Origin of the sequence: Carnobacterium sp. 17-4, from assembly GCF_000195575.1 — a bacterium.
In the GTDB taxonomy this organism is placed as follows: domain Bacteria; phylum Bacillota; class Bacilli; order Lactobacillales; family Carnobacteriaceae; genus Carnobacterium_B.
This window is the reverse complement of record NC_015391.1, coordinates 1,389,665-1,413,078: the sequence shown is the minus strand read 5'-3', so window position 1 is coordinate 1,413,078 and position 23,414 is coordinate 1,389,665. Positions and strand designations below refer to the sequence as shown.

The following is a 23,414-nucleotide window of genomic DNA, read 5'->3' as shown; positions in this document are numbered from 1 at the left end:
CACTTTAAACTTTATCCAGTTTTGAGAGTCCAACGGACTTTCGATTGAAATTGTGTGGTGATGATGGCAAGAAGGTCACACCTGTTCCCATGCCGAACACAGAAGTTAAGCTTCTTAGCGCCGATGGTAGTGAAGGGTTTCCCTTTGTGAGAGTAGGACGTTGCCACGCAGATTCAATTATTCCGCAATAGCTCAGTTGGTAGTAGCGCATGACTGTTAATCATGATGTCGTAGGTTCGAGTCCTACTTGCGGAGTTCCATAGTCAAACTATGTAAACAAAAACGTGAATAGTTTTGGTGAACCGAATCTGGAGAGTTGTCCGAGCGGCCGAAGGAGCATGATTGGAAATCATGTAGGCGGTGAACACTGTCTCAAGGGTTCGAATCCCTTACTCTCCGTTCAAAAAACGGCCCGTTGGTCAAGCGGTTAAGACACCGCCCTTTCACGGCGGTATCACGGGTTCGATTCCCGTACGGGTCATCAGTAACGACGTTACTGGTTAAGGAATGCAGTAAGGATTCACTCGGAGGTTTAGCTCAGCTGGGAGAGCATCTGCCTTACAAGCAGAGGGTCGGCGGTTCGATCCCGTCAACCTCCATTGTTTCAAAAAGGTCTCGTGGTGTAGGGGTTAACATGTCTGCCTGTCACGCAGAAGATCGCGGGTTCGATTCCCGTCGAGACCGTTGGTTTAACAATTAAATAAACCATTTTTATAATGGCCTGGTAGCTCAGTTGGTAGAGCACTTGATTGAAGCTCAAGGTGTCGGCAGTTCGATTCTGTCCCAGGCCACCATTTATGGAGGGGTAGCGAAGTGGCTAAACGCGGCGGACTGTAAATCCGCTCCTTCGGGTTCGGCAGTTCGAATCTGCCCCCCTCCACCATTTTTTAAAAAGCAGCACCCTTTTATCAGATAGGGGTATAGTTTAAAGGTAGAACTATGGTCTCCAACACCATCAGTGTGGGTTCAATTCCTACTACCCCTGCCATTTTTTAGAATCAGATTGGCAAAAAAGAATAGATTATTACCATGGCGATTGTGGTGAAGTGGTTAACACACCGGATTGTGGTTCCGGCATGCGTGGGTTCGAACCCCATCAGTCGCCTTTTTTTTTAATGGGCTATAGCCAAGCGGTAAGGCAAGGGACTTTGACTCCCTCATGCGTTGGTTCGAATCCAGCTAGCCCAGTTTAATTGAATAGCATTCAACTAAAAAGATGGCGGTATAGCCAAGTGGTAAGGCAGAGGTCTGCAAAACCTTCATCACCGGTTCAAATCCGGTTACCGCCTTACATCAGAAAAGATGAAAAAGAGCAGTCCATATGCCGGCGTGGCGGAACTGGTAGACGCGCTGGACTCAAAATCCTGTGCCCGCGAGGGCGTGCCGGTTCGATTCCGGCCGCCGGTATACTAAAGAGCCCCAAGAACATTTCGTTCTTGGGGCTCTTTTTTTGTTTGAAAAAAGGTGTAGGTGATATAAAAAATTTAAGTGAAATTATAATAACCTAACTTAGCAGTTGTTTTGTTACACATAAACCAGCTGCAGATATAGCACCATTGATAGATAAATAAGGTTTAAATTCAATCTGTATTTTTTTCTCAGTTGCTAGCAAAGTACTATTATTTTCTAAGTAGTCGTTTATTAAATCTGCAAGTTGAGTTTCCGTAAATAATTCCCCATGAATAACCATTTTATCCATGTCAATCATCATAGATAAATTATTTATTGTAATTGAAAGATACTTAATCGCATTGTGCAATATATTTATGACGCCTTCGTCTCCTAATTTGTAGGCTTGTAGGATTGTTTCAATGGTTAGATGAGATCGATTAGTTGTTAATTGTCTTAAATAGGTACTGTCAGAATTGTCAAAAAGAATTTGTGATTTCTTTATAATCCATGATTCACTTGTATACGTTTGTAAGCAACCTCTTTTTCCGCATTCACAGAGCTCGCCATCTGGATGAACAACAATGTGTCCAACTTCTCCGACTAAAATAGCATTGTCACCGTAAAGTTTATTTTGATAGATGGATGAACAAAACATACCACGTCCTACATGTAAAAATGTAAAATTACTCATGTTCTTATCAAGGTTAAACAATCTCTCAGATAAAGCCATACATTGCACATTATTCTTAAAGTAAATGGGTAAATCAATATCAGATAAAATCTGGTCTAAATTAAAATTTTTCCAAAATAAATTATTTGTTAGGATCATCCGAGTGTTTTCATCAAAATGTCCAGGTAGAGCAATCCCAATACCTTTTGGCTGATATGCAAAACTCTGTTTGATGAACGAATGTAGTTCCTCAATAAAAAGTGTTTCAGTAAGATTAGTTTCTGATACTAGTTGGTTATATGGAATGATTTTTTTTTCAAGCAAGCTTCCTTTGTTATCAATAAGGCAATAGGAAAAGAATTTTTCAGATAGTTCAACGCCAATATAAAAACTATGATTAGGAGAAATATCCAATAATATTTTCTTTCTGCCTGATTTATTTAATGAAGAACTTACTTCACCTGTCTCATGAATCAGTTGCTCTTTGATCAAATTTCCAGATATCTCACTTACGGTTGCGGGTGTGATTCCAGTTTCTTTAGCAATATCAATTCTTGAGATAGGTCCTTTTGTATAAATTGTATCTAATAGTTTGATTTGTAAGGCATTCTGCCTTTTTGTCAGCTTCATAATATCCTCCTGTTCTTCACGCAAGTATTATACCTCATTAATTATTTTTTATAAACAATTAATACTCGTTTTAAAGTTGACATTCGTAAAAATGTCCATTAATATAAAGATATTAATAACTAACTATTATTAATTTGATAGGAAAATATCATTATTCGCTTATATTGGTTATAAATTATAATTAAATAATAGAGGAAAGGAGGTATGGATCTTTTAATAGACAATTTTTTTAGTATAGAATGATAACGGTATCATTCTATACACTTGTTAAGAGTACAAACAAAGTAGTTAAAAAAAGGAAGAAGAGGGAGTTTTATTATGACAAAAAGATTTATAAGCGCGAACGCTTCAGAAATAATGAGTATGACAGCTAGTGAGCTAAAACAAAGTATCAAGGCAAGTGAAGGAAGAATCGTGATGTCTGAAAACGTCGTTAGAAGAGAACCTTTTATTGAAGACATTACAAATGCAGAAATCGCTAGAGCTTTTGGTGCCGATTTGATTCTGTTAAATGGGATAGATGTATTAAATCCTAAAATTTCTGGACTAAGTAGTATGGAAGAATCATTTGTCGATCAACTACATAAATTGGTTGGTCGTCCAATTGGAGTCAACTTAGAACCCGTTGATGAAGAGGCAACTATGGCAGAGGATCGCTTAACTATTGCTGAAGGTAGACAAGCAAATTCAAAAACGATCAATGAAATTGAATCTTTGGGCTTAGACTTTGTTTGTTTAACGGGAAATCCAGGAACTGGCGTTACAAATACTCAGATTGAAAAAACAATCAGTGTTACGAGAAAACTGTTTTCGGGGTTAATTATTGCTGGGAAAATGCATGGAGCTGGTGTTTCAGAAAGTATCGTTGATTTGAAAACAGTTAAATCATTTATTAAAGCTGGGGCAGATATTATCTTAGTTCCAGCAGTTGGAACAGTTCCAGGTTTTGATGAAAATGAATTAAAAGAGATCGTTAAAGCTGTTCATAAAGAAGGCGCGTTAGTGTTATCTGCCATCGGAACTAGCCAAGAAAGTTCAGATGAAGATACAATTAAACAAATTGCAATCCGCAATAAAATTTGTGGTGTTGATATTCAACATATTGGAGACGCAGGATATGGTGGACTTGCTCCAGTAGAAAATATTTTTGCTTTAAGTAAAGCATTGCGAGGTATGCGCCATACAGCTTCAATGATGGCAAGATCGATACACAGATAAATGTGATAAATTGAGATTTTGGTAAGGGGTTAGGAGTAATTAAGACAATAAAAATTTGATAGAGGAGGAGATTTGCTTGAATAATATTAATGTGTTTTTAGAACAAAAATTAATGCCTATTGCTTCAAAGATAGGAAATAATAAATTTCTTGTTGCTATACGTGACGGTATCACATTGGCAATGCCGCTAATTATCATTGGATCTTTGTTTATGGTCGTTGCTAGCTTTCCAGTTCCAGGTTGGGAAAAATGGCTTGGTGAAATAGGTGTTGCTGATTTTCTCTGGAAAGGAACCGATAGTAGTTTTGGTTTGATTGGCTTAATAGCCAGTTTTGGGATTGCTTATAGTTTAACAAATCAATTTGGAGTTGATGGCGTTCCATCGGGTATTATATCATTGTCTTCTTTCATTGTAGTCACTCCATTTGTTACTTCTGATGCAGGTGCTGGGATGCCTACCTCTTATATGGCAGCAAAAGGTCTGTTTGTTGCTATTATCATAGGATTATTAAGTGGTTACATCTATCAATGGTTTATTAATCACAATATTCAAATCAAATTACCAGAAACTGTACCACCTGCAGTGGCAAAAAGTTTTAGTGCGATTATACCAGGAGCATTTATTGTTACTTTCTGGTTGATCATCTATGCAATTTTAATAAAATTAAATTTGCCGAACTTACATGATATTGCTCAAGTTGTTTTAGGGGGTCCTCTAGGATTACTAGGAAATAATGTGTTTGGTACTGTGATCGTTGTAGGTTTGAATAGTTTATTCTGGTTTGTTGGTATTCATGGGGGAAATGTTGTCAACTCGGTAATGCAACCTTTATGGATCGCTAATTTAGATGAAAACCGTGCAGCATACCAAGCTGGCACCGAAATGCAACATATTTTTACCATCGCGTTTATGGATAATCTTGTGTATATTGGTGGTGGCGGTGCAACACTTGGTTTGGTTTTAGTGTTGGGTTACCTAGCTCGAAAGAAAAAAACAAGTAAGCAAACAAAAGTACTAGCTCCAATTACTGTGGTTCCAGGAATTTTTAATATCAATGAGCCGACTATGTTCGGACTACCTGTAGTATTAAATGTTGTGTTGTTAGTTCCGTTTATTCTTGCTCCGATGGTCAATGTGGTTGTAGCGTACTTGGCTATGGCATCTGGACTTGTTCCTTTGACTCGAACAGTAGCGTCTTGGACAATGCCGCCAATCATCAGTGGGTTTTTAGTAACAGGGAGCATCAGCGGTTCCATTCTGCAAATTGTATTAATTGTATTAGATGTATTGTTATACTTGCCATTTTTCATAGCTGTTGAGAAGCGCTTTAAAGCTGAAGAATTGGGAGAATCAATGGTTCAGGAGCAAACGTTAAGTGAGTCGGAAGTTTATATAAAAAAATAAACTAATTGAAAAAAGGTTTAATTTCGGTTTAACACCGAAGTTAAGCCTTTTTTGATTGCATAAAATAAATTTGTAAATACAACTTTATTTTATGTCTTTACATTTTAAATGAAAAGGGTTACAATTCTTTTGTAGAAAACATATTAAAAGGAGGAGATAAGAATGGAAGATAATAAATGGATTATAATGCTGGGGAATATGGCTAGCAAAATTAACAGCTATAAGTATATTATAGCTATCAAAAATGCTTTTACTGCTCTAATACCGATCATCATCACGGGGGCTTTTGCAACACTATTTTCTAATATGGTTTTTGATTCAACAAATGGTTTGGCACAAATAGATGCTTTATCATTTTTAGAAGAATTGAAACCGATTGCACAATCGATTAATTATGCAACGATGAATATGCTGACAATTAGTGCAGTCTTTTTAATAGGACTGGAAATTGGTAACTTAAATAAAGAGAGTGGATACTTTCCTGGTTTACTAGCAGTTATCAGTTATATAACCGTCAACCCAACAACTTTAGAGTTGTTAGTGGATGACAAAATGCGTGTAGTAGAAAATGTTTTGTCTCGTAACTATACGGATACAAAAGGATTATTTTTAGGAATGTTTATCGCAATTGTTTCGGTAGAACTATTCACTTGGCTAGGCAAACAAGATAAAATAAACATAAAAATGCCTGACAGTGTACCTTCAAATGTATCAAGAAGTTTTTCAGCGTTGATTCCGACAATCTTAACGATCACTATGATAGCCACAGCAGGATTTGCTATTTTCCGTATAACTGGTATGTATCTATACGATATTATTTATATGGTTGTTCAAGCACCATTAGAAAATGTTATGCAAGGATTACCTGGTGTCTTAATTTTGATGTTCGTGGCTCAGTTCTTCTGGGTTATCGGAATACATGGAAACCAAATGATTAAACCGATTCGCGAACCATTATTATTAGCTTCAATAGCAGTCAACACAGATGCATTTAATGCAGGTAAAGAAATCCCGAATATTATCAATATGCCTTTCTGGGACATGTACATGAATATTGGTGGTTCTGGAGTAACGATTGGATTGTTATTTGCTATCTTTATCGTTGGTAAAAGGGATGACATGAAAGAAATTGCCAAATTATCTATGGGACCTAGTTTATTCAATATTAATGAACCCGTAATATTTGGAATGCCAATCATGTTAAACCCTATCTTAGCTATTCCATTTATCGTTACACCACTAATTACAGGTGTAATCGGTTATGTAGCAACTTATATTGGTTTTGCTGGAAAAGCAGTTGTCATGATTCCATGGACTACACCACCAATTATTAGTGCTTACTTAGCGACAGCAGGTAGTTTAGGAGCAGTTGCGACTCAATTAATTTGTATAGTCGTGTCTACATTAATTTACTTGCCATTTGTTAAAATTTCTAATAGCCGTCAACTCGTTGAAGAACCAGGTCGTACTGAAGAAGTAAAAGAATTAGATGAAGTTACTATAAATAATTAATAGTTTAATAAATTTAAAGTATTAATTGTACGCTGAAGTAAAATGATATGAGAACCTATTGAGCTTGAGAGTCCCATGATTTTACGAAAGGGGCATCTCAAGTTCTTTCTATTTGAGTTAATGGATGGTTTTGAGGATATGATATACTAAGGAAAATAGAGGGAATAACATAAATTATATAAGATGAAGTGAGTGAGAACAATGGCGAAATACAAAAATGTTGCAGATGAATTACGAAAACAAATTAAACAAGGGAATTACCCAAAAGGTGGTCAATTGCCCAATCAAAACGAATTAGCAGAAAAGTTTGATACAAGTAGAGTCACAATTAAAAAAGCACTAGATTTATTGTCTATCGAGGGACTGGTTTTTTCAGTTCAGGGTTCTGGCACTTACGTCAAAAAAAATATTGCGCAGACAACTGATACAGGAATTAAAATTGGACAAAATATTGGATTAACTCATCAAATAGGAGAACAGACCGAATTAGTTAACAAAGTATTAGCTTTTAATGTTCGATTTCCAAGTGAGGAAGAATGTGGACAATTAATGATCAAAAATGAATCTCCAGTATATGAAATCAAACGTTTAAGAGTTATTAATAATAAACCCTATTCGATAGAATATTCATTACTTCCAGTAGAACTGGTGCCGAACATAACCCCTACTATATTAGAACGTTCAGTTTATGACTATATTCGCCAAGATGTAGGACTAATTTTTGGTGGAAATCAACAGTTTATAAAGGCTGCACCTCCTAATGAAGAGGATCGACAGTATTTAAATTGCAAAGATAACGAGCCTGTTCTTGAGGTTACAAAAGTAATGTTCCTTGAAAATGGAAGACCTTTCGAATACTCAAAAGTAAGGCACCGTTATGATATGGTAGAAATGTGTTTTAATAATACGCAACATGAGTAAAGATTAATGAAAAAAGGGAATAGATTCGAATTTTTAAACCTATTGAACTTCGAGTCTAAATCCTAGAAAAATGGATAGAAAAAAATCTGTAGAGAGATAGAAGACTATTTATTGAATGAATCGGATTAATTTTAAGAACTTAAAGAAAAATAGTTGACAATTTTGTAAAAAGCATGTAAAGTTATAGGAGTTGTTAGAGCAAGTAACTTTCAAAAATATGAATAAAAATTCTTTTCAAATAATTTTTATAAAAAAGTTATTGACATTTAAAAAATAACTTGTTATTATATAGAAGTTGCAACGGACTGTTACAACACGCTTTAGACCTTTGAAAACTAAACAAAGTAAGACGAACCAAATGTGAGGGTGACTTAGCAGTGCTAAGTCAACAGTAACAAAATTAGTGAATAATTATTCGCTAGCAATCAATATGAGCTTCAAGCATCATTTTATATGAGAGTTTGATCCTGGCTCAGGACGAACGCTGGCGGCATGCCTAATACATGCAAGTCGAACGCTTTGATTTCACCGGGTGCTTGCACCCACCGAAGTCAAAGAGTGGCGGACGGGTGAGTAACACGTGGGTAACCTGCCCATAAGTGGGGGATAACATTCGGAAACGGATGCTAATACCGCATACTTCTAATCGCCTCCTGGCGAATGGAAAAAAGGTGGCTTCGGCTACCGCTTATGGATGGACCCGCGGCGTATTAGCTAGTTGGTGAGGTAATGGCTCACCAAGGCGATGATACGTAGCCGACCTGAGAGGGTGATCGGCCACACTGGGACTGAGACACGGCCCAGACTCCTACGGGAGGCAGCAGTAGGGAATCTTCCGCAATGGACGAAAGTCTGACGGAGCAATGCCGCGTGAGTGAAGAAGGTTTTCGGATCGTAAAACTCTGTTGTTAGAGAAGAACAAGGATGAGAGTAACTGCTCATCCCCTGACGGTATCTAACCAGAAAGCCACGGCTAACTACGTGCCAGCAGCCGCGGTAATACGTAGGTGGCAAGCGTTGTCCGGATTTATTGGGCGTAAAGCGAGCGCAGGCGGTTCTTTAAGTCTGATGTGAAAGCCCCCGGCTCAACCGGGGAAGGTCATTGGAAACTGGAGAACTTGAGTGCAGAAGAGGAGAGTGGAATTCCACGTGTAGCGGTGAAATGCGTAGATATGTGGAGGAACACCAGTGGCGAAGGCGACTCTCTGGTCTGTAACTGACGCTGAGGCTCGAAAGCGTGGGGAGCAAACAGGATTAGATACCCTGGTAGTCCACGCCGTAAACGATGAGTGCTAAGTGTTGGAGGGTTTCCGCCCTTCAGTGCTGCAGCTAACGCATTAAGCACTCCGCCTGGGGAGTACGACCGCAAGGTTGAAACTCAAAGGAATTGACGGGGACCCGCACAAGCGGTGGAGCATGTGGTTTAATTCGAAGCAACGCGAAGAACCTTACCAGGTCTTGACATCCTTTGACCACCCTAGAGATAGGGCTTTCCCTTCGGGGACAAAGTGACAGGTGGTGCATGGTTGTCGTCAGCTCGTGTCGTGAGATGTTGGGTTAAGTCCCGCAACGAGCGCAACCCCTATTATTAGTTGCCAGCATTCAGTTGGGCACTCTAGTGAGACTGCCGGTGATAAACCGGAGGAAGGTGGGGATGACGTCAAATCATCATGCCCCTTATGACCTGGGCTACACACGTGCTACAATGGATGGTACAACGAGTCGCAAGGTCGCGAGGCCAAGCTAATCTCTTAAAGCCATTCTCAGTTCGGATTGTAGGCTGCAACTCGCCTACATGAAGCCGGAATCGCTAGTAATCGCGGATCAGCACGCCGCGGTGAATACGTTCCCGGGTCTTGTACACACCGCCCGTCACACCACGAGAGTTTGTAACACCCGAAGTCGGTGAGGTAACCCTTTTGGGAGCCAGCCGCCTAAGGTGGGACAGATAATTGGGGTGAAGTCGTAACAAGGTAGCCGTATCGGAAGGTGCGGCTGGATCACCTCCTTTCTAAGGAATATAACGGAAACCCACACATTCGTACTTACTTTGTTTAGTTTTGAGAGGTCTAATCTTCTCAAAAAACGCAACTTTGGTTGCGGCAAGACGTTGTTCTTTGAAAACTGGATAAAGTTAAAAAGTGTAATTCAAGTAACAAACCAGAAACACACCGAAAAGTTTTAAAAATGAGTTTTTTTAAGGTTCTCATCGAAAGATGAGGTTTAAAAATTAACTGTTAACCATAGGTTAAGTTAATAAGGGCGCACGGTGAATGCCTTGGCACTAGGAGCCGATGAAGGACGGGACTAACGCCGATATGCTTTGGGGAGCTGTAAGTGAGCTTTGATCCAAAGATTTCCGAATGGGGGAACCCAGCATCTTTGATAGGATGTTACTACTGACTGAATACATAGGTCAGTAGAGGTAGACGCAGAGAACTGAAACATCTAAGTACCTGCAGGAAGAGAAAGAAAAATCGATTCCCTGAGTAGCGGCGAGCGAAACGGGAATAGCCCAAACCAGAAAGCTTGCTTTCTGGGGTTGTAGGACTGAACACATAGAGTCATAAATGAGATTGGTAGAAGAAGCGACCTGGAAAGGTCCGCCGAAGAAGGTAAAAGCCCTGTAATCGAAACCCATTTCACTCTGATCAGTATCCTGAGTACGGCGGAACACGAGAAATTCCGTCGGAATCCGGGAGGACCATCTCCCAAGGCTAAATACTCCCTAGTGACCGATAGTGAACCAGTACCGTGAGGGAAAGGTGAAAAGAACCTCGGAAGAGGAGTGAAATAGCCCCTGAAACCGTGTGCCTACAAATAGTTAAAGCCCGTTAATGGGTGATAGCGTGCCTTTTGTAGAATGAACCGGCGAGTTACGATCCCATGCGAGGTTAAGTTGATGAGACGGAGCCGCAGCGAAAGCGAGTCTGAATAGGGCGAATGAGTATGTGGTCGTAGACCCGAAACCAAGTGATCTACCCATGTCCAGGTTGAAGGTGCGGTAATACGCACTGGAGGACCGAACCCACGTATGTTGAAAAATGCGGGGATGAGGTGTGGGTAGCGGAGAAATTCCAATCGAACTTGGAGATAGCTGGTTCTCTCCGAAATAGCTTTAGGGCTAGCCTCGGAATTAGAATCATGGAGGTAGAGCAACTGTTTGGACTAGGGGCCCTTCTCGGGTTACCGAATTCAGATAAACTCCGAATGCCATTGATTTATATCCGGGAGTCAGACTGCGAGTGATAAGATCCGTAGTCGAAAGGGAAACAGCCCAGACCACCAGCTAAGGTCCCAAAGTTTATGTTAAGTGGAAAAGGATGTGGAGTTGCTTAGACAACTAGGATGTTGGCTCAGAAGCAGCCATCATTTAAAGAGTGCGTAATAGCTCACTAGTCGAGTGACCCTGCGCCGAAAATTTACCGGGGCTAAACATAACACCGAAGCTGTGGATAGAACCATTGGTTCTATGGTAGGAGAGCGTTCTAAGGGCGTTGAAGCTAGATCGTGAGGACTAGTGGAGCGCTTAGAAGTGAGAATGCCGGTATGAGTAGCGAAAGACGGGTGAGAATCCCGTCCACCGAATGACTAAGGTTTCCTGGGGAAGGCTCGTCCTCCCAGGGTTAGTCGGGACCTAAGTCGAGGCCGAATGGCGTAGACGATGGACAACAGGTTGAGATTCCTGTACCAGTTTGTTTTGTTTGAACAATGGAGGGACACAGTAGGCTAAGGAATACGCGCTGTTGGATATGCGCGTCCAAGCAACAAGTTTTGAAGTGAGTCAAATGCTTGCTTCTTTAAGAACAAGTTGTGATGGGGAGGGAAATTAAGTACCGAAGTTCCCGATGTCACACTGTCAAGAAAAGCTTCTAGTTAGAAACAAACTGCCCGTACCGCAAACCGACACAGGTAGTCGAGGAGAGAATCCTAAGGTGTGCGAGAGAACTCTCGTTAAGGAACTCGGCAAAATGACCCCGTAACTTCGGGAGAAGGGGTGCTGACCAATTGGTCAGCCGCAGTGAATAGGCCCAGGCGACTGTTTATCAAAAACACAGGTCTCTGCAAAATCGTAAGATGACGTATAGGGGCTGACGCCTGCCCGGTGCTGGAAGGTTAAGAGGATGGGTTAGCTCTCGGGCGAAGCTCAGAATTGAAGCCCCAGTAAACGGCGGCCGTAACTATAACGGTCCTAAGGTAGCGAAATTCCTTGTCGGGTAAGTTCCGACCCGCACGAAAGGCGTAACGATCTGGGCACTGTCTCAACGAGAGACTCGGTGAAATTATAGTACCTGTGAAGATGCAGGTTACCCGCGACAGGACGGAAAGACCCCATGGAGCTTTACTGCAGTTTGATATTGAGTGTTTGTACAGCTTGTACAGGATAGGTAGGAGCCATTGAAGCCAGGACGCCAGTCTTGGTGGAGGCGTTGGTGGGATACTACCCTTGCTGTATGACCACTCTAACCCACAGCCCTTATCGGGCTGGGAGACAGTGTCTGACGGGCAGTTTGACTGGGGCGGTCGCCTCCTAAAGAGTAACGGAGGCGCCCAAAGGTTCCCTCAGAATGGTTGGAAATCATTCGCAGAGTGTAAAGGCATAAGGGAGCTTGACTGCGAGACCTACAAGTCGAGCAGGGACGAAAGTCGGGCTTAGTGATCCGGTGGTTCCGCATGGAAGGGCCATCGCTCAACGGATAAAAGCTACCCTGGGGATAACAGGCTTATCTCCCCCAAGAGTCCACATCGACGGGGAGGTTTGGCACCTCGATGTCGGCTCATCGCATCCTGGGGCTGTAGTCGGTCCCAAGGGTTGGGCTGTTCGCCCATTAAAGCGGTACGCGAGCTGGGTTCAGAACGTCGTGAGACAGTTCGGTCCCTATCCGTCGCGGGCGTAGGAAATTTGAGAGGAGCTGTCCTTAGTACGAGAGGACCGGGATGGACACACCACTGGTGTACCAGTTGTTCTGCCAAGGGCATTGCTGGGTAGCTATGTGTGGACGGGATAAACGCTGAAAGCATCTAAGCGTGAAGCCCCCCTCAAGATGAGATTTCCCATCACGTAAGTGAGTAAGACCCCTGAGAGATGATCAGGTAGATAGGTTGGAAGTGGAAGTATAGCGATATACGGAGCGGACCAATACTAATCGGTCGAGGACTTAACCAAAGCAATACCCGGTGTACGAAGGTAAGCAAACGAATTACACTTTAAACTTTATCCAGTTTTGAGAGTCCAACGGACTTTCGATTGAAATTGTGTGGTGATGATGGCAAGAAGGTCACACCTGTTCCCATGCCGAACACAGAAGTTAAGCTTCTTAGCGCCGATGGTAGTGAAGGGTTTCCCTTTGTGAGAGTAGGACGTTGCCACGCAGATTCAATTATTCCGCAATAGCTCAGTTGGTAGTAGCGCATGACTGTTAATCATGATGTCGTAGGTTCGAGTCCTACTTGCGGAGTTCCATAGTCAAACTATGTAAACAAAAACGTGAATAGTTTTGGTGAACCGAATCTGGAGAGTTGTCCGAGCGGCCGAAGGAGCATGATTGGAAATCATGTAGGCGGTGAACACTGTCTCAAGGGTTCGAATCCCTTACTCTCCGTTCAAAAAACGGCCCGTTGGTCAAGCGGTTAAGACACCGCCCTTTCACGGCGGTATCACGGGTTCGATTCCCGTACGGGTCATCAGTAACGACGTTACTGGTTAAGGAATGCAGTAAGGATTCACTCGGAGGTTTAGCTCAGCTGGGAGAGCATCTGCCTTACAAGCAGAGGGTCGGCGGTTCGATCCCGTCAACCTCCATTGTTTCAAAAAGGTCTCGTGGTGTAGGGGTTAACATGTCTGCCTGTCACGCAGAAGATCGCGGGTTCGATTCCCGTCGAGACCGTTGGTTTAACAATTAAATAAACCATTTTTATAATGGCCTGGTAGCTCAGTTGGTAGAGCACTTGATTGAAGCTCAAGGTGTCGGCAGTTCGATTCTGTCCCAGGCCACCATTTATGGAGGGGTAGCGAAGTGGCTAAACGCGGCGGACTGTAAATCCGCTCCTTCGGGTTCGGCAGTTCGAATCTGCCCCCCTCCACCATTTTTTAAAAAGCAGCACCCTTTTATCAGATAGGGGTATAGTTTAAAGGTAGAACTATGGTCTCCAACACCATCAGTGTGGGTTCAATTCCTACTACCCCTGCCATTTTTTAGAATCAGATTGGCAAAAAAGAATAGATTATTACCATGGCGATTGTGGTGAAGTGGTTAACACACCGGATTGTGGTTCCGGCATGCGTGGGTTCGAACCCCATCAGTCGCCTTTTTTTTTAATGGGCTATAGCCAAGCGGTAAGGCAAGGGACTTTGACTCCCTCATGCGTTGGTTCGAATCCAGCTAGCCCAGTTTAATTGAATAGCATTCAACTAAAAAGATGGCGGTATAGCCAAGTGGTAAGGCAGAGGTCTGCAAAACCTTCATCACCGGTTCAAATCCGGTTACCGCCTTACATCAGAAAAGATGAAAAAGAGCAGTCCATATGCCGGCGTGGCGGAACTGGTAGACGCGCTGGACTCAAAATCCTGTGCCCGCGAGGGCGTGCCGGTTCGATTCCGGCCGCCGGTATACTAAAGAGCCCCAAGAACATTTCGTTCTTGGGGCTCTTTTTTTGTTTGAAAAAAATTAGTAAGCGACTACCAGTTCACCTTTTTTTGTAATATAAGGATACTTTATTCATTATTTTTATGCTATCTGTTATGATGGTGGTGTAAATATCGAATGTTTTCTTTTGATGTAAGCGTTTGGATGTTCGAGTAAATTCTATTGATTATATGTATAGTCCGTTCAAATTTATCACCCAAAAAGGAGAGGATAATATGTCAACAAGATCTACTTTTTCAAAAGCCGAAATTAGGAAAAATAACCCTCTATTTTCGCCATTACGTGCGGTAGTAGAAACAACGATGTATGGGAACAATATTAATGAAGTGGGAACAATAGAAGAGGCATACTTACTGGCTAAAGAGTCAATGCATACCGTTGTAACAGATTTATTAGTTAAGTATCCAGAAAAATTAGGCTTACCATATGGAGCAAAAGTTCTGGTAGAGAATGGTGGTGCTGTCGTAGGACGTACAGCTGCAGCAAAACGTATTCTGGGAGAAGATCCTGAAGAAGATGCTAAATTGGCTCCAATCATTCGGGAAGCTATTTATCAAGGTGAAAATAAAATGCGGTATAAAGGAACAGCTTACGTTGGTTTAGATCCTGAATTTATGGTGAAAGCTCATTTGAGTGTGCCTGTTGGCCAAGAAAATAACTTATACTCTTGGTTATTAAATTTTCAAATTTGTAATGAGTTGTACGATGAAATGTATCTTGAATCAAGACCTATAAATGAAGGCGATATCTTTATTTATCAAGATCCAGAATGGCATCATTCGGATTATCCGATGGGACTGGCTTATTTTGATTCAGAACACAACACAGCGGTCATTTTAGGTATGAATTATTTTGGAGAGTTAAAGAAAGCAACGTTAACTCTTGCTTGGGGCACAGCTCACAGGTTAGGATACGTTGCATGTCATGGTGGACAAAAAAAATTCACCTTAGCTAATGGAAAAAACTATGTGTCAGCTTTTTTTGGTCTATCAGGATCAGGGAAATCTACATTAACGCATGCTAAACACCAACACAAATATGATGTGGAAGTTTTGCATGACGATGCGTTTATTATTTCCTTAAAGAATGGTTCATCTATTGCATTAGAACCCGCTTATTTTGATAAAACACAAGATTACCCTTCAGACCATGTTGAAGTAGATTATTTTGTGACTGTACAAAATGTGGCAGTCACGCTAGATGAAAATGGCGATAAAGTCCTATTAACGGAAGATCTACGAAATGGAAATGGTAGAACTATAAAATCACGTTACTCTACTTCAAATCGTGTAGATAAATTTGATGAACCCATAGATGCAATCTATTGGATTATGAAAGATGAAAGCTTGCCACCCGTAATTAAAATAAATGATCCAATACTTGCTGCAACATTCGGAGCTACCTTAGCTACCAAACGTTCAACAGCTGAACGTTTGAAAAAAGGGATCGATGTCAATAAACTTGTGATTGAACCGTATGCAAATCCATTCCGTATTTATCCACTTGAAGAAGACTACAATCATTTTAAAGCATTATTTACTGACCAAAACATCGACTGTTATATTTTAAATACAGGCTATTTTGGAGACAAAAAAGTTACTGCAGCTGTTACATTAAGCAGTATTGAATCGATCGTTGAAGGAACAGCAGAATTTAAACCTTTTGGAACGCTTGGTAATTTGAATTATCTAGTAGTAGATGGATATGAGCCCGGATTTAACGATCAAGAGTATCGTCAATTAGTTCAAGAACGTCTAAAAATGCGTGTAGCTTATATTCATGAACAAAAGGAAAAAAATCAAATGAATGTTTTACCAGATGAAGCGTTAGAAGCTATGGAAGCATTGATTGAATAAAAAGTGTAGTACTTGCATTAAAGATAAGCTGTTTTATTCGTTTTAACTAATCCTTTTCATTTACTAGAAAGGAGTATAAAAAAATGAAAGAACGTACGATTGAAATTACGGAAACCGTTTTGAGAGATGCCCATCAAAGTTTGATGGCTACAAGAATGTCAACGCAAGAAATGTTGCCTATTATTGAAAAAATGGACCAGGTTGGATACTATTCACTGGAATGCTGGGGAGGAGCTACTTTCGATGCTGCGATTCGTTTTCTAAATGAAGATCCGTGGGAAAGGTTAAGAGCCATAAAAAAAAGAGCACCACATACAAAATTACAAATGCTATTGAGGGGCCAGAATCTACTGGGCTATCGGCATTATGCAGATGATATTGTAGAAAAATTTGTTGAAAAAGCTAGTGAAAATGGCATAGATATTTTTAGAATTTTTGATGCCTTAAATGATTCTAGAAATTTGGAAGCTTCTTTAAAAGCCGTGAAAAAATATGGAAAACATGCTCAATTGACCATTTGTTATACCATAAGTGAAGTACACACAATAGAGTATTACACTCAGCTAGCTCAAGAATTGGAAAAAATGGGCGCAGATTCGATTTGTATAAAAGACATGGCGGGTATATTAACACCACATGTGGCAAAGGAACTTGTGCACGCGCTGAAAAACGTTCTTACTGTACCGCTTAGTTTGCACACTCATGCTACGAGCGGTGTTTCGCAAATGACGTATTTAATGGCTGTTGAAGCTGGTGTGGATATGATAGACACCGCTATTTCACCTTTTTCAGAGGGAACTAGTCAACCACCTACTGAATCAATGGCTATTGCATTAAATGAAGGATTTGCAGCAACAAAATTAAATCTCCAACTGTTGGAGGAAATTGCTGATTATTTTAAGCCTATTCGAGATAAGTATTTAGCTAATCAGCAATTGGATCCAAAAATGATGGCTGTAGACCCGAAAGCACTGTTGTATCAAGTTCCAGGAGGTATGTTATCCAATCTGTATTCACAATTAAAACAAGCCAATGCGACTGAAAAATATGAAGCTGTCTTGAAGGAAGTCCCACAAGTTCGCAAAGATTTAGGATATCCACCACTGGTAACTCCTATGAGTCAAATGGTGGGTACCCAAGCGGTTTTTAACGTCCTAGCGGGAGAGCGTTACAAGATGGTTCCAAATGAAATCAAAGAGTATTTACATGGTTCATATGGACGTCCGCCAATGCCAATCAGCGACGATTTCAGAAAACAGATTATCCATAATGAACCCGTTATTACGGATCGACCAGCTGATCATCTTCAACCAGAGTTTGAACGTTTGAAAAAAGAGATAGGAAATAGTGCAAGAACGGATGAAGATGTATTAACGTATGCATTATTTCCACAAGTTGGAAAAGAATTTCTAATCAAAAAATACTCGACTCAAGAAGTTGATCAAAAACAAGAGACAAAAGCTAAGGAACAAACAATCAGAATATCGGCCTATCTATAAAAAATGAGGTGAACAAATGGAAAGTTTTTCTTATTTAGATGTGGTGGTGATTGCTGTTGTTGGATTTTTAGTCCTATTTGTACTGCTTATTGGGTGGCAATTGTTTCGTCAGCTGATTCAATTGCGATCAAAACAACATAGAGTCACTCATCAAACAGAGACATTTGTCCAAACAAACCAAAATTTTCCAGCACTTAATAAGGATGAAGATGAAGAAACAAAAATAATTGCAGTTTTAATGGCATTGATTTTAGCCAATGAAGATCAACAAGATAAGAGCTATCAAGTAACAAAAATTGAGCGAATTCGATAAAGGGAGTGCGCTGATGAAAAATTATGAGATAACAGTAAATGGTAAATTGTATCAGGTTTCAGTAAAGGAAATTGATGGGGAATTGAATAAGAATAAAGAAAAGGAACCCCTAAAATCGGCTAAAAGCAGCGTGGATCAGATGGAAGGAGTAACAATTACAGCTCCTATGCCAGGAAGGATTTTGTCTGTTAAGGTACAAGAAAATCAATCCGTAAAAGCAGGTGAAACAGTCTGTCTATTAGAAGCAATGAAGATGGAAAATGAAATTGTTGCTCCGGTTGATGGTGTCGTCTCGCAAATAAAGGCTCAATCTAATCAATCGGTAGAAGTTGGAGAAGTTTTAATCTTGATTACTCCAAATTAAGGATAAATATTTCCGTTTCAAATTCCTAGTGAGGGAGGAGATTTTTTGAGCACATTTTTTTCTGGCATGCTATCCATTTCAATTGGACAAATCATTATGATGGCCATTGGGGCATGCTTAATGTACCTAGGCATTAAGAAAAAATTTGAACCGACTTTGCTAGTTCCTATGGGAATTGGAACACTGTTGGTTAATTTTCCACAATCTGGCTTAATTACTCAACTAGTAAATAATCAAGAACAAGAGGGCATCCTCGATGTTTTGTTTGATTTTGGTATTGCGACAGAATTATTCCCACTGTTGATTTTTATTGGGATTGGAGCAATGATCGATTTTGGACCATTGCTGCAAAAACCGATTTTATTGCTATTTGGAGCTTCTGCTCAATTTGGGATCTTCTTTACTATCTTAGTTGCGGTTATTTTTGGTTTTGATATTTTAGAAGCTGCTTCGATTGGTATTATCGGTGCGGCAGATGGACCTACCTCTATTTTTGTAGCATTGCAGTTAGCCCCACAGTTATTAGGCCCTATTACCGTAGCCGCTTATTCCTATATGGCTTTGGTACCCATTATCCAACCATTAGCGATTAAGGCTGTAACGACAAAGAAAGAACGATTGATAAGGATGCATTATACCTCATCATCTATCTCAAAAACAGTTCGTATTCTCTTTCCTATCATTGTTATCATTGTGTCCGGATTTATAGCGCCAGTTTCTTTACCGTTAGTTGGGTTTTTAATGTTTGGTAACTTGCTAAGAGAGTGTGGGGTTTTAGATCGATTAAGCCATACTGCTCAAAATGAGTTAGTAAACATTGTTAGTATCTTACTAGGTTTAACCATTTCAGTTAAAATGACGGCAGAATTATTTTTAACTGTAGATTCGTTATTAATCATTGGATTTGGATTGATTGCATTTATTATGGATACCGTTGCTGGGGTACTATTTGCCAAATTTATTAATCTATTTCGTAAAGAAAAAATTAATCCTATGATTGGTGCGGCTGGTATTTCTGCATTTCCAATGTCTGCTCGAGTTATCCAAAAAATGGCTCAAGAAGAAGATAAAGAAAATTTTGTCTTGATGCATGCGGCAGGAGCAAATGTTTCAGGACAGATTGCTTCAGTAATTGCTGGTGGTCTATTACTAGGGTACTTTTCATAATTTTTTAAGAAGAAAGTGGTGAAAAGATGTTTAATATTGACTATACAGCCTTACAACAAGGTTTAGAATTAATGGGGTATGGAATGGTTGGTATTTTTATGGTATTAGGGATTCTTTTCTTAGCTTGTACTGGTTTAGTCAAATGGTTTTCCAATAAGAATTAAGGTAAGCAAAACAGGGTTCACCTCGAACTTTGTTTTGCTTTCTTAATTGTTCTTCGCTATACTTTTTTAGAAGAGTAAAAGCGAAAGGAGACAAAGAAATGAAACAATCAGCAGAAGAGTTAACAAAATATTATAATCACCTAAAAATAATTTATAACAAATATGTAGAGCAACCTTTGAATTTAAATATAAAAAGAGGCATACCGAGTAAGGAACAATTACAATTATCGGAACCAATGTTGGACGTATTTTCTTCCTCATCAGATTTTATGAGTCAAGGTAACGTAGATATTCGCAATTATGGAGAATTAACTGGTATTTATGAAGCTAAAAAGTTATTTTCTGAACTTTTAGAAACCGACTTTGATGAGATTTTGATTGGAGGCAACTCTAGTTTAAGTTTGATGCACTTAGCAATCGTATCTAATCTATTTTCCAGAAATAAAGGCCATCTTTCTAATGAAACAATTAAGTTTTTATGCCCCAGTCCAGGATATGATCGTCATTTTGCAATGACAGAAAATTTAGGTATTGAGATGATCTCGATTGAATTAAAAGAAGATGGTCCTGATATGGATGAAGTAGAAAGACTTGTAGAGAATGATGTTGCTATAAAAGGAATTTGGTGTGTTCCTACGTATAGTAATCCAACAGGTATAACCTACTCAGATGAAGTGGTTGATCGCTTAGCCAATATGAAGACAGGATCAGAGGATTTCATGGTTCTTTGGGACAATGCTTACCTTGTGCATCATTTGACGGAAGATAAGCATTCAGCTAAAAATCTATTAACAGCTTGTAAAGTTGCTGGGAATCCAGATCGTGCATGGATGTTTTGTTCAACATCAAAAATCACTTTTCCCGGTGCCGGTGTATCAGCTTTAGGAGCAAGTAAACGTAATATTGACTTAGTAGCAAAAGAACTTTCTTTTCAAACGATTGGATTTGATAAAATCAATCAAATGCGTCATGTGAAGTTTTTAAAAAATAAAACCCATATCTCTCAACATATGGACGACCATGCACGTATTTTAAAACCGAAATTTGATTTGATCAATCAAAAACTAACGGATTATTTTGCAGATAAAGATTATGTGAAATGGACAGAACCAAAAGGTGGTTATTTTGTTCATTTGACTACCAAAAACGGATGTGCAACTGATATTGTTCATGCATTAGCTGAAATTGGCGTTGCCATAACAGAAGCGGGTGCAACATATCCATATGGTGATAATCCTAAAGATAATAGCATTCGCTTGGCACCAACACCGGTATCATTACAGGATTTAGATGCAGCAATGGACGCCATTTGTTTATGTATTGAATCTATTAGTTTGAAAAAAGAATTATCTTTGTAAAATAAAACTGAAAATGAAAAAGGGTAACTTTTGTTATATTGAATCTAAAAATGTAGAATGATAGTAGAAGTAATTGAAGTCTAAAGTTTTTTATGGGAAACTTCAATTTTAGTTTTATTACAGAAAGGAAGATGACAAATGTCAAAAGGAACATTTTTATTTGGAGCAGTAATAGGGGGAGCGGCGGCATATGTAGCAGCTTACTTATTTGCACCTAAATCTGGAGAAGAGTATCAATTAGAGCTGAGAGATAAGGCAGAAATGCTTAAAGAATCTTCTAGCGATTATATGTCCATTGCTAAAGAACGTGGCGGAGATTTTAAAGCCATTGCAACCGATGCGGCAGTTGGTTTGAAAACAGATATGCAATTGGTTTCAAAACAATTAGCAGAACAACTTAAAATGGACTCTCAAATCCTAAAAGCGGATTTGAAAGATATTAAGGATGGCGTACCAGGAAGCAAAGAAAATTTAAAAGCTAATTTAAGTGAAGCTGTAAACGAAGCAAAATATACAGCTGTAAGTTTGAAAGATCAAGTCAGTCAAACAACTTCAGAAGCAAAAGATATTTCAATAGCGGTTGTTGATGAAGCAAAAATGGAAATTGATGAAGCTAAAGTTGAAAATAATACAGTAGATACTTTTTAAAGGATTGCTTATAAAAAAGTAAGGCACTTGCGATGAGGTTTCACCCATCACAAGCGCCTTACTTTACTGTTGTCGAGTACCATCTTTTTTATAAATAATGACTTCAGAGTCCTTATTTGCAGCAATTTCAGTAGCACGATCTACTGCATCACTCTTTTTATCAAATGTATCGCTAGCTCGTTTGGCTTCTTTGGTTTTTACGACCCAATGATCGTCTTCATAAAAAACTTCAACAGGATTATCTAGTAACTTGGGATTAGCACTTGAGGTATCGTGCTGATCCTTTTTATTAGGGTTTTTTTCTTTATGAAAAGCGTCTTTTTCATCTTTAGAAGCATCCTCCATCCACGATTTAGCTTGTGAAATTGCAATTGGAATAGCACGGTCATCTTCATATCCATTAGCTAAAAGAGCGTTAGCAATTTCAATCGTTTTTTTTCGTAATAGTGGGTCAAAATTTTTTAATGAAACAGGGTAATCGTTCATATCCCATGGCATCAAAATTAGCCTCCTTTTAAGTGATTGTTTAAGCCTGTTATACCATTCTTAGTTTAATCAAACAAATAAAAAGATTGAGTCAGTATTTTGATAGTAATTATGAAATAATCGGTTAATAATGGTATATTGTTAGATGGGTATTTAAACACTGTAATGGATAAGTAAGTAAGATACTATCTTAAATGAAAGAAGGCTATATATGAAGAAAATAGAAACAGCAGCATTATTTATGAAAGAACATAGTGAGCTGTTCCAGTGTCCAATTTGTGAAGAAGAAATTAGCAAAATAGAAGGAAATAGTTTAAGTTGTGTAAATGGACATCTTTTTGATATTTCGAAAAAGGGTACGCTTTATTTCTTATTAAAAGGAACAAAAAATGAGTATGATAAAGAAATGTTATCTTCACGATTTAACATTGCAACTGCAGGCTTATTTCATCCCTTATTAGATGAACTTTATCCAAGCATTGCTGAAAAAGAAAAAGGGCATACTTTAGATGTTGGTTGTGGAGAAGGTTCACAACTAGATTATTTAACAGAGTTAGGGTTAAAGGGCCAAAAGATTGGCTTTGATATCTCTAAAGATGCCATTCAATTAGCAGCTACTCATTTTTCTAGTGCCTTTTGGTGCGTTGCGGATTTAGCACAATCACCGTTTGCTACACAACAGTATGATACGATACTAAATATTTTTTCACCTTCAAATTACAAAGAATTTGATCGTCTTTTAAAAAAAGGCGGCCAAGTGATTAAAGTGGTTCCTGAAAAAGAATATTTAATTGAATTAAGACAATTACTTTACCGTGATCAAGAAGAAAAACAAACTTATTCAAATGAGGTCGTTATCGCGAAGTTTAAAGAACATTTTCCATCAATGGAAATAAAAAAAATCAAGTATTCATTTGATTTAACACCATCATTATTTGCAGACCTAATGAAGATGACACCATTAAGTTGGGGTGCAAGTCTAACTTCTAAAGAATATGCCATGGATCATCCATTAAAAAAAGTCACCATTGATATTTGTGTCTTAATTGGACAAAAATAAGGAGCATTGTGAACGAATTGTGAACTTTGTGTTAATATATACCGTTTTCATAAATAATCTCAGCCGCAGACACTTGCAACAATACCACAGCGATGTTATATTAC

At 39.2% G+C, this 23,414-nt stretch carries 15 protein-coding genes, 24 tRNA genes and 4 rRNA genes; 41 read left to right on the top strand and 2 right to left on the bottom strand.

Annotation, left to right across the window (positions count from 1 at the left end):
- The first annotated feature begins 53 nt into the window (after positions 1-53).
- The 13 genes from rrf (CAR_RS06920) to CAR_RS06860 all read left to right on the top strand — a co-directional run bounded on the left by rrf (CAR_RS06920) (position 54) and on the right by CAR_RS06860 (position 1,407).
- A 5S ribosomal RNA gene (gene rrf, locus CAR_RS06920) occupies positions 54-169 on the top strand.
- Positions 170-181: 12 nt separating this feature from the next.
- Positions 182-255, top strand: a tRNA-Asn gene (locus CAR_RS06915).
- A gap of 55 nt (positions 256-310) precedes the next feature.
- Positions 311-399 (top strand) — tRNA-Ser (locus CAR_RS06910).
- Positions 400-409: 10 nt separating this feature from the next.
- Positions 410-481: transfer RNA gene (locus CAR_RS06905), tRNA-Glu, on the top strand.
- A 45-nt stretch (positions 482-526) separates the two neighbouring features.
- A tRNA-Val gene (locus CAR_RS06900) sits at positions 527-599 on the top strand.
- Between the two features lie 12 nt (positions 600-611).
- Positions 612-684, top strand: a tRNA-Asp gene (locus CAR_RS06895).
- Positions 685-718: 34 nt separating this feature from the next.
- Positions 719-794, top strand: a tRNA-Phe gene (locus CAR_RS06890).
- Between the two features lie 5 nt (positions 795-799).
- Positions 800-883: transfer RNA gene (locus tag CAR_RS06885), tRNA-Tyr, on the top strand.
- A gap of 31 nt (positions 884-914) precedes the next feature.
- Positions 915-988, top strand: a tRNA-Trp gene (locus CAR_RS06880).
- A 44-nt stretch (positions 989-1,032) separates the two neighbouring features.
- A tRNA-His gene (locus CAR_RS06875) sits at positions 1,033-1,105 on the top strand.
- A gap of 11 nt (positions 1,106-1,116) precedes the next feature.
- Positions 1,117-1,188, top strand: a tRNA-Gln gene (locus CAR_RS06870).
- Between the two features lie 30 nt (positions 1,189-1,218).
- Positions 1,219-1,289, top strand: a tRNA-Cys gene (locus CAR_RS06865).
- 34 nt (positions 1,290-1,323) lie between these two features.
- Positions 1,324-1,407: transfer RNA gene (locus CAR_RS06860), tRNA-Leu, on the top strand.
- A gap of 97 nt (positions 1,408-1,504) precedes the next feature.
- On the opposite strand, the gene CAR_RS06855 is transcribed toward CAR_RS06860, so the two are convergent.
- Positions 1,505-2,692 (bottom strand): ROK family transcriptional regulator, encoded by a 1,188-nt coding sequence (locus CAR_RS06855; protein ID WP_041556372.1) that lies wholly within the window; start codon positions 2,690-2,692, stop codon positions 1,505-1,507.
- 318 nt (positions 2,693-3,010) lie between these two features.
- Here CAR_RS06855 and CAR_RS06850 point away from each other — a divergent pair, with 318 nt between their 5' ends.
- The 27 genes from CAR_RS06850 to CAR_RS06725 all read left to right on the top strand — a co-directional run bounded on the left by CAR_RS06850 (position 3,011) and on the right by CAR_RS06725 (position 21,764).
- Positions 3,011-3,910, top strand: coding sequence for a DUF7916 family protein (locus CAR_RS06850; protein ID WP_041556371.1), 900 nt, complete (start codon positions 3,011-3,013; stop codon positions 3,908-3,910).
- Between the two features lie 112 nt (positions 3,911-4,022).
- Positions 4,023-5,315, top strand: a complete 1,293-nt coding sequence (locus CAR_RS06845) for a PTS sugar transporter subunit IIC (protein ID WP_052303160.1) — start codon at positions 4,023-4,025, stop codon at positions 5,313-5,315.
- 162 nt (positions 5,316-5,477) lie between these two features.
- Positions 5,478-6,827 (top strand): PTS sugar transporter subunit IIC, encoded by a 1,350-nt coding sequence (locus CAR_RS06840; RefSeq protein WP_013710988.1) that lies wholly within the window; start codon positions 5,478-5,480, stop codon positions 6,825-6,827.
- Positions 6,828-7,028: 201 nt separating this feature from the next.
- Positions 7,029-7,748 (top strand): GntR family transcriptional regulator, encoded by a 720-nt coding sequence (locus CAR_RS06835; RefSeq protein ID WP_013710987.1) that lies wholly within the window; start codon positions 7,029-7,031, stop codon positions 7,746-7,748.
- Positions 7,749-8,197: 449 nt separating this feature from the next.
- Positions 8,198-9,759 (top strand): 16S ribosomal RNA (locus CAR_RS06830).
- A 235-nt stretch (positions 9,760-9,994) separates the two neighbouring features.
- Positions 9,995-12,915, top strand: a 23S ribosomal RNA gene (locus CAR_RS06825).
- Between the two features lie 90 nt (positions 12,916-13,005).
- Positions 13,006-13,121: ribosomal RNA gene (gene rrf, locus CAR_RS06820) — 5S ribosomal RNA — on the top strand.
- The 16S, 23S and 5S rRNA genes sit together here with 12 tRNA genes alongside, the layout of an rRNA operon.
- Before the next feature lie 12 nt (positions 13,122-13,133).
- A tRNA-Asn gene (locus CAR_RS06815) sits at positions 13,134-13,207 on the top strand.
- A gap of 55 nt (positions 13,208-13,262) precedes the next feature.
- Positions 13,263-13,351 (top strand) — tRNA-Ser (locus CAR_RS06810).
- A gap of 10 nt (positions 13,352-13,361) precedes the next feature.
- A tRNA-Glu gene (locus tag CAR_RS06805) sits at positions 13,362-13,433 on the top strand.
- 45 nt (positions 13,434-13,478) lie between these two features.
- Positions 13,479-13,551: transfer RNA gene (locus tag CAR_RS06800), tRNA-Val, on the top strand.
- 12 nt (positions 13,552-13,563) lie between these two features.
- A tRNA-Asp gene (locus CAR_RS06795) sits at positions 13,564-13,636 on the top strand.
- 34 nt (positions 13,637-13,670) lie between these two features.
- Positions 13,671-13,746 (top strand) — tRNA-Phe (locus CAR_RS06790).
- Positions 13,747-13,751: 5 nt separating this feature from the next.
- Positions 13,752-13,835, top strand: a tRNA-Tyr gene (locus tag CAR_RS06785).
- Positions 13,836-13,866: 31 nt separating this feature from the next.
- A tRNA-Trp gene (locus CAR_RS06780) sits at positions 13,867-13,940 on the top strand.
- Positions 13,941-13,984: 44 nt separating this feature from the next.
- A tRNA-His gene (locus tag CAR_RS06775) sits at positions 13,985-14,057 on the top strand.
- An 11-nt stretch (positions 14,058-14,068) separates the two neighbouring features.
- Positions 14,069-14,140: transfer RNA gene (locus CAR_RS06770), tRNA-Gln, on the top strand.
- Between the two features lie 30 nt (positions 14,141-14,170).
- A tRNA-Cys gene (locus tag CAR_RS06765) sits at positions 14,171-14,241 on the top strand.
- 34 nt (positions 14,242-14,275) lie between these two features.
- Positions 14,276-14,359 (top strand) — tRNA-Leu (locus CAR_RS06760).
- Positions 14,360-14,610: 251 nt separating this feature from the next.
- Positions 14,611-16,251, top strand: coding sequence for a phosphoenolpyruvate carboxykinase (ATP) (locus tag CAR_RS06755; protein WP_041556370.1), 1,641 nt, complete (start codon positions 14,611-14,613; stop codon positions 16,249-16,251).
- An 83-nt stretch (positions 16,252-16,334) separates the two neighbouring features.
- Entirely contained in the window at positions 16,335-17,750 is a 1,416-nt protein-coding gene (locus CAR_RS06750; protein ID WP_013710985.1) for an oxaloacetate decarboxylase subunit alpha, read from the top strand.
- 16 nt (positions 17,751-17,766) lie between these two features.
- Positions 17,767-18,063 carry an oxaloacetate decarboxylase gene (locus tag CAR_RS06745; protein WP_013710984.1) on the top strand — a complete coding sequence of 99 codons (297 nt, stop codon included), beginning with the start codon at positions 17,767-17,769 and terminating at the stop codon, positions 18,061-18,063.
- Between the two features lie 13 nt (positions 18,064-18,076).
- Positions 18,077-18,427 (top strand): biotin/lipoyl-containing protein, encoded by a 351-nt coding sequence (locus CAR_RS06740; RefSeq protein WP_013710983.1) that lies wholly within the window; start codon positions 18,077-18,079, stop codon positions 18,425-18,427.
- Between the two features lie 45 nt (positions 18,428-18,472).
- Positions 18,473-19,594, top strand: coding sequence for a sodium ion-translocating decarboxylase subunit beta (locus tag CAR_RS06735; RefSeq protein ID WP_041556369.1), 1,122 nt, complete (start codon positions 18,473-18,475; stop codon positions 19,592-19,594).
- Positions 19,595-19,620: 26 nt separating this feature from the next.
- Positions 19,621-19,758: an OadG-related small transporter subunit gene (locus CAR_RS13230; protein ID WP_013710981.1), complete on the top strand. Its 138-nt coding sequence runs from the start codon at positions 19,621-19,623 to the stop codon at positions 19,756-19,758.
- Positions 19,759-19,856: 98 nt separating this feature from the next.
- Positions 19,857-21,116 (top strand): aminotransferase, encoded by a 1,260-nt coding sequence (locus tag CAR_RS06730; protein ID WP_013710980.1) that lies wholly within the window; start codon positions 19,857-19,859, stop codon positions 21,114-21,116.
- Between the two features lie 138 nt (positions 21,117-21,254).
- The gene (locus CAR_RS06725; protein WP_013710979.1) at positions 21,255-21,764 is read left to right on the top strand and encodes a YtxH domain-containing protein; all 510 of its coding nucleotides are present in this window, start codon (positions 21,255-21,257) and stop codon (positions 21,762-21,764) included.
- A 63-nt stretch (positions 21,765-21,827) separates the two neighbouring features.
- On the opposite strand, the gene CAR_RS06720 is transcribed toward CAR_RS06725, so the two are convergent.
- The gene (locus CAR_RS06720) at positions 21,828-22,262 is read right to left on the bottom strand and encodes a DUF2188 domain-containing protein (RefSeq protein ID WP_013710978.1); all 435 of its coding nucleotides are present in this window, start codon (positions 22,260-22,262) and stop codon (positions 21,828-21,830) included.
- Between the two features lie 199 nt (positions 22,263-22,461).
- On the opposite strand from CAR_RS06720, the gene CAR_RS06715 reads away from it, so the two are divergent.
- Positions 22,462-23,310 (top strand): methyltransferase domain-containing protein, encoded by an 849-nt coding sequence (locus CAR_RS06715; protein WP_013710977.1) that lies wholly within the window; start codon positions 22,462-22,464, stop codon positions 23,308-23,310.
- The last annotated feature ends 104 nt before the right edge of the window (positions 23,311-23,414 follow it).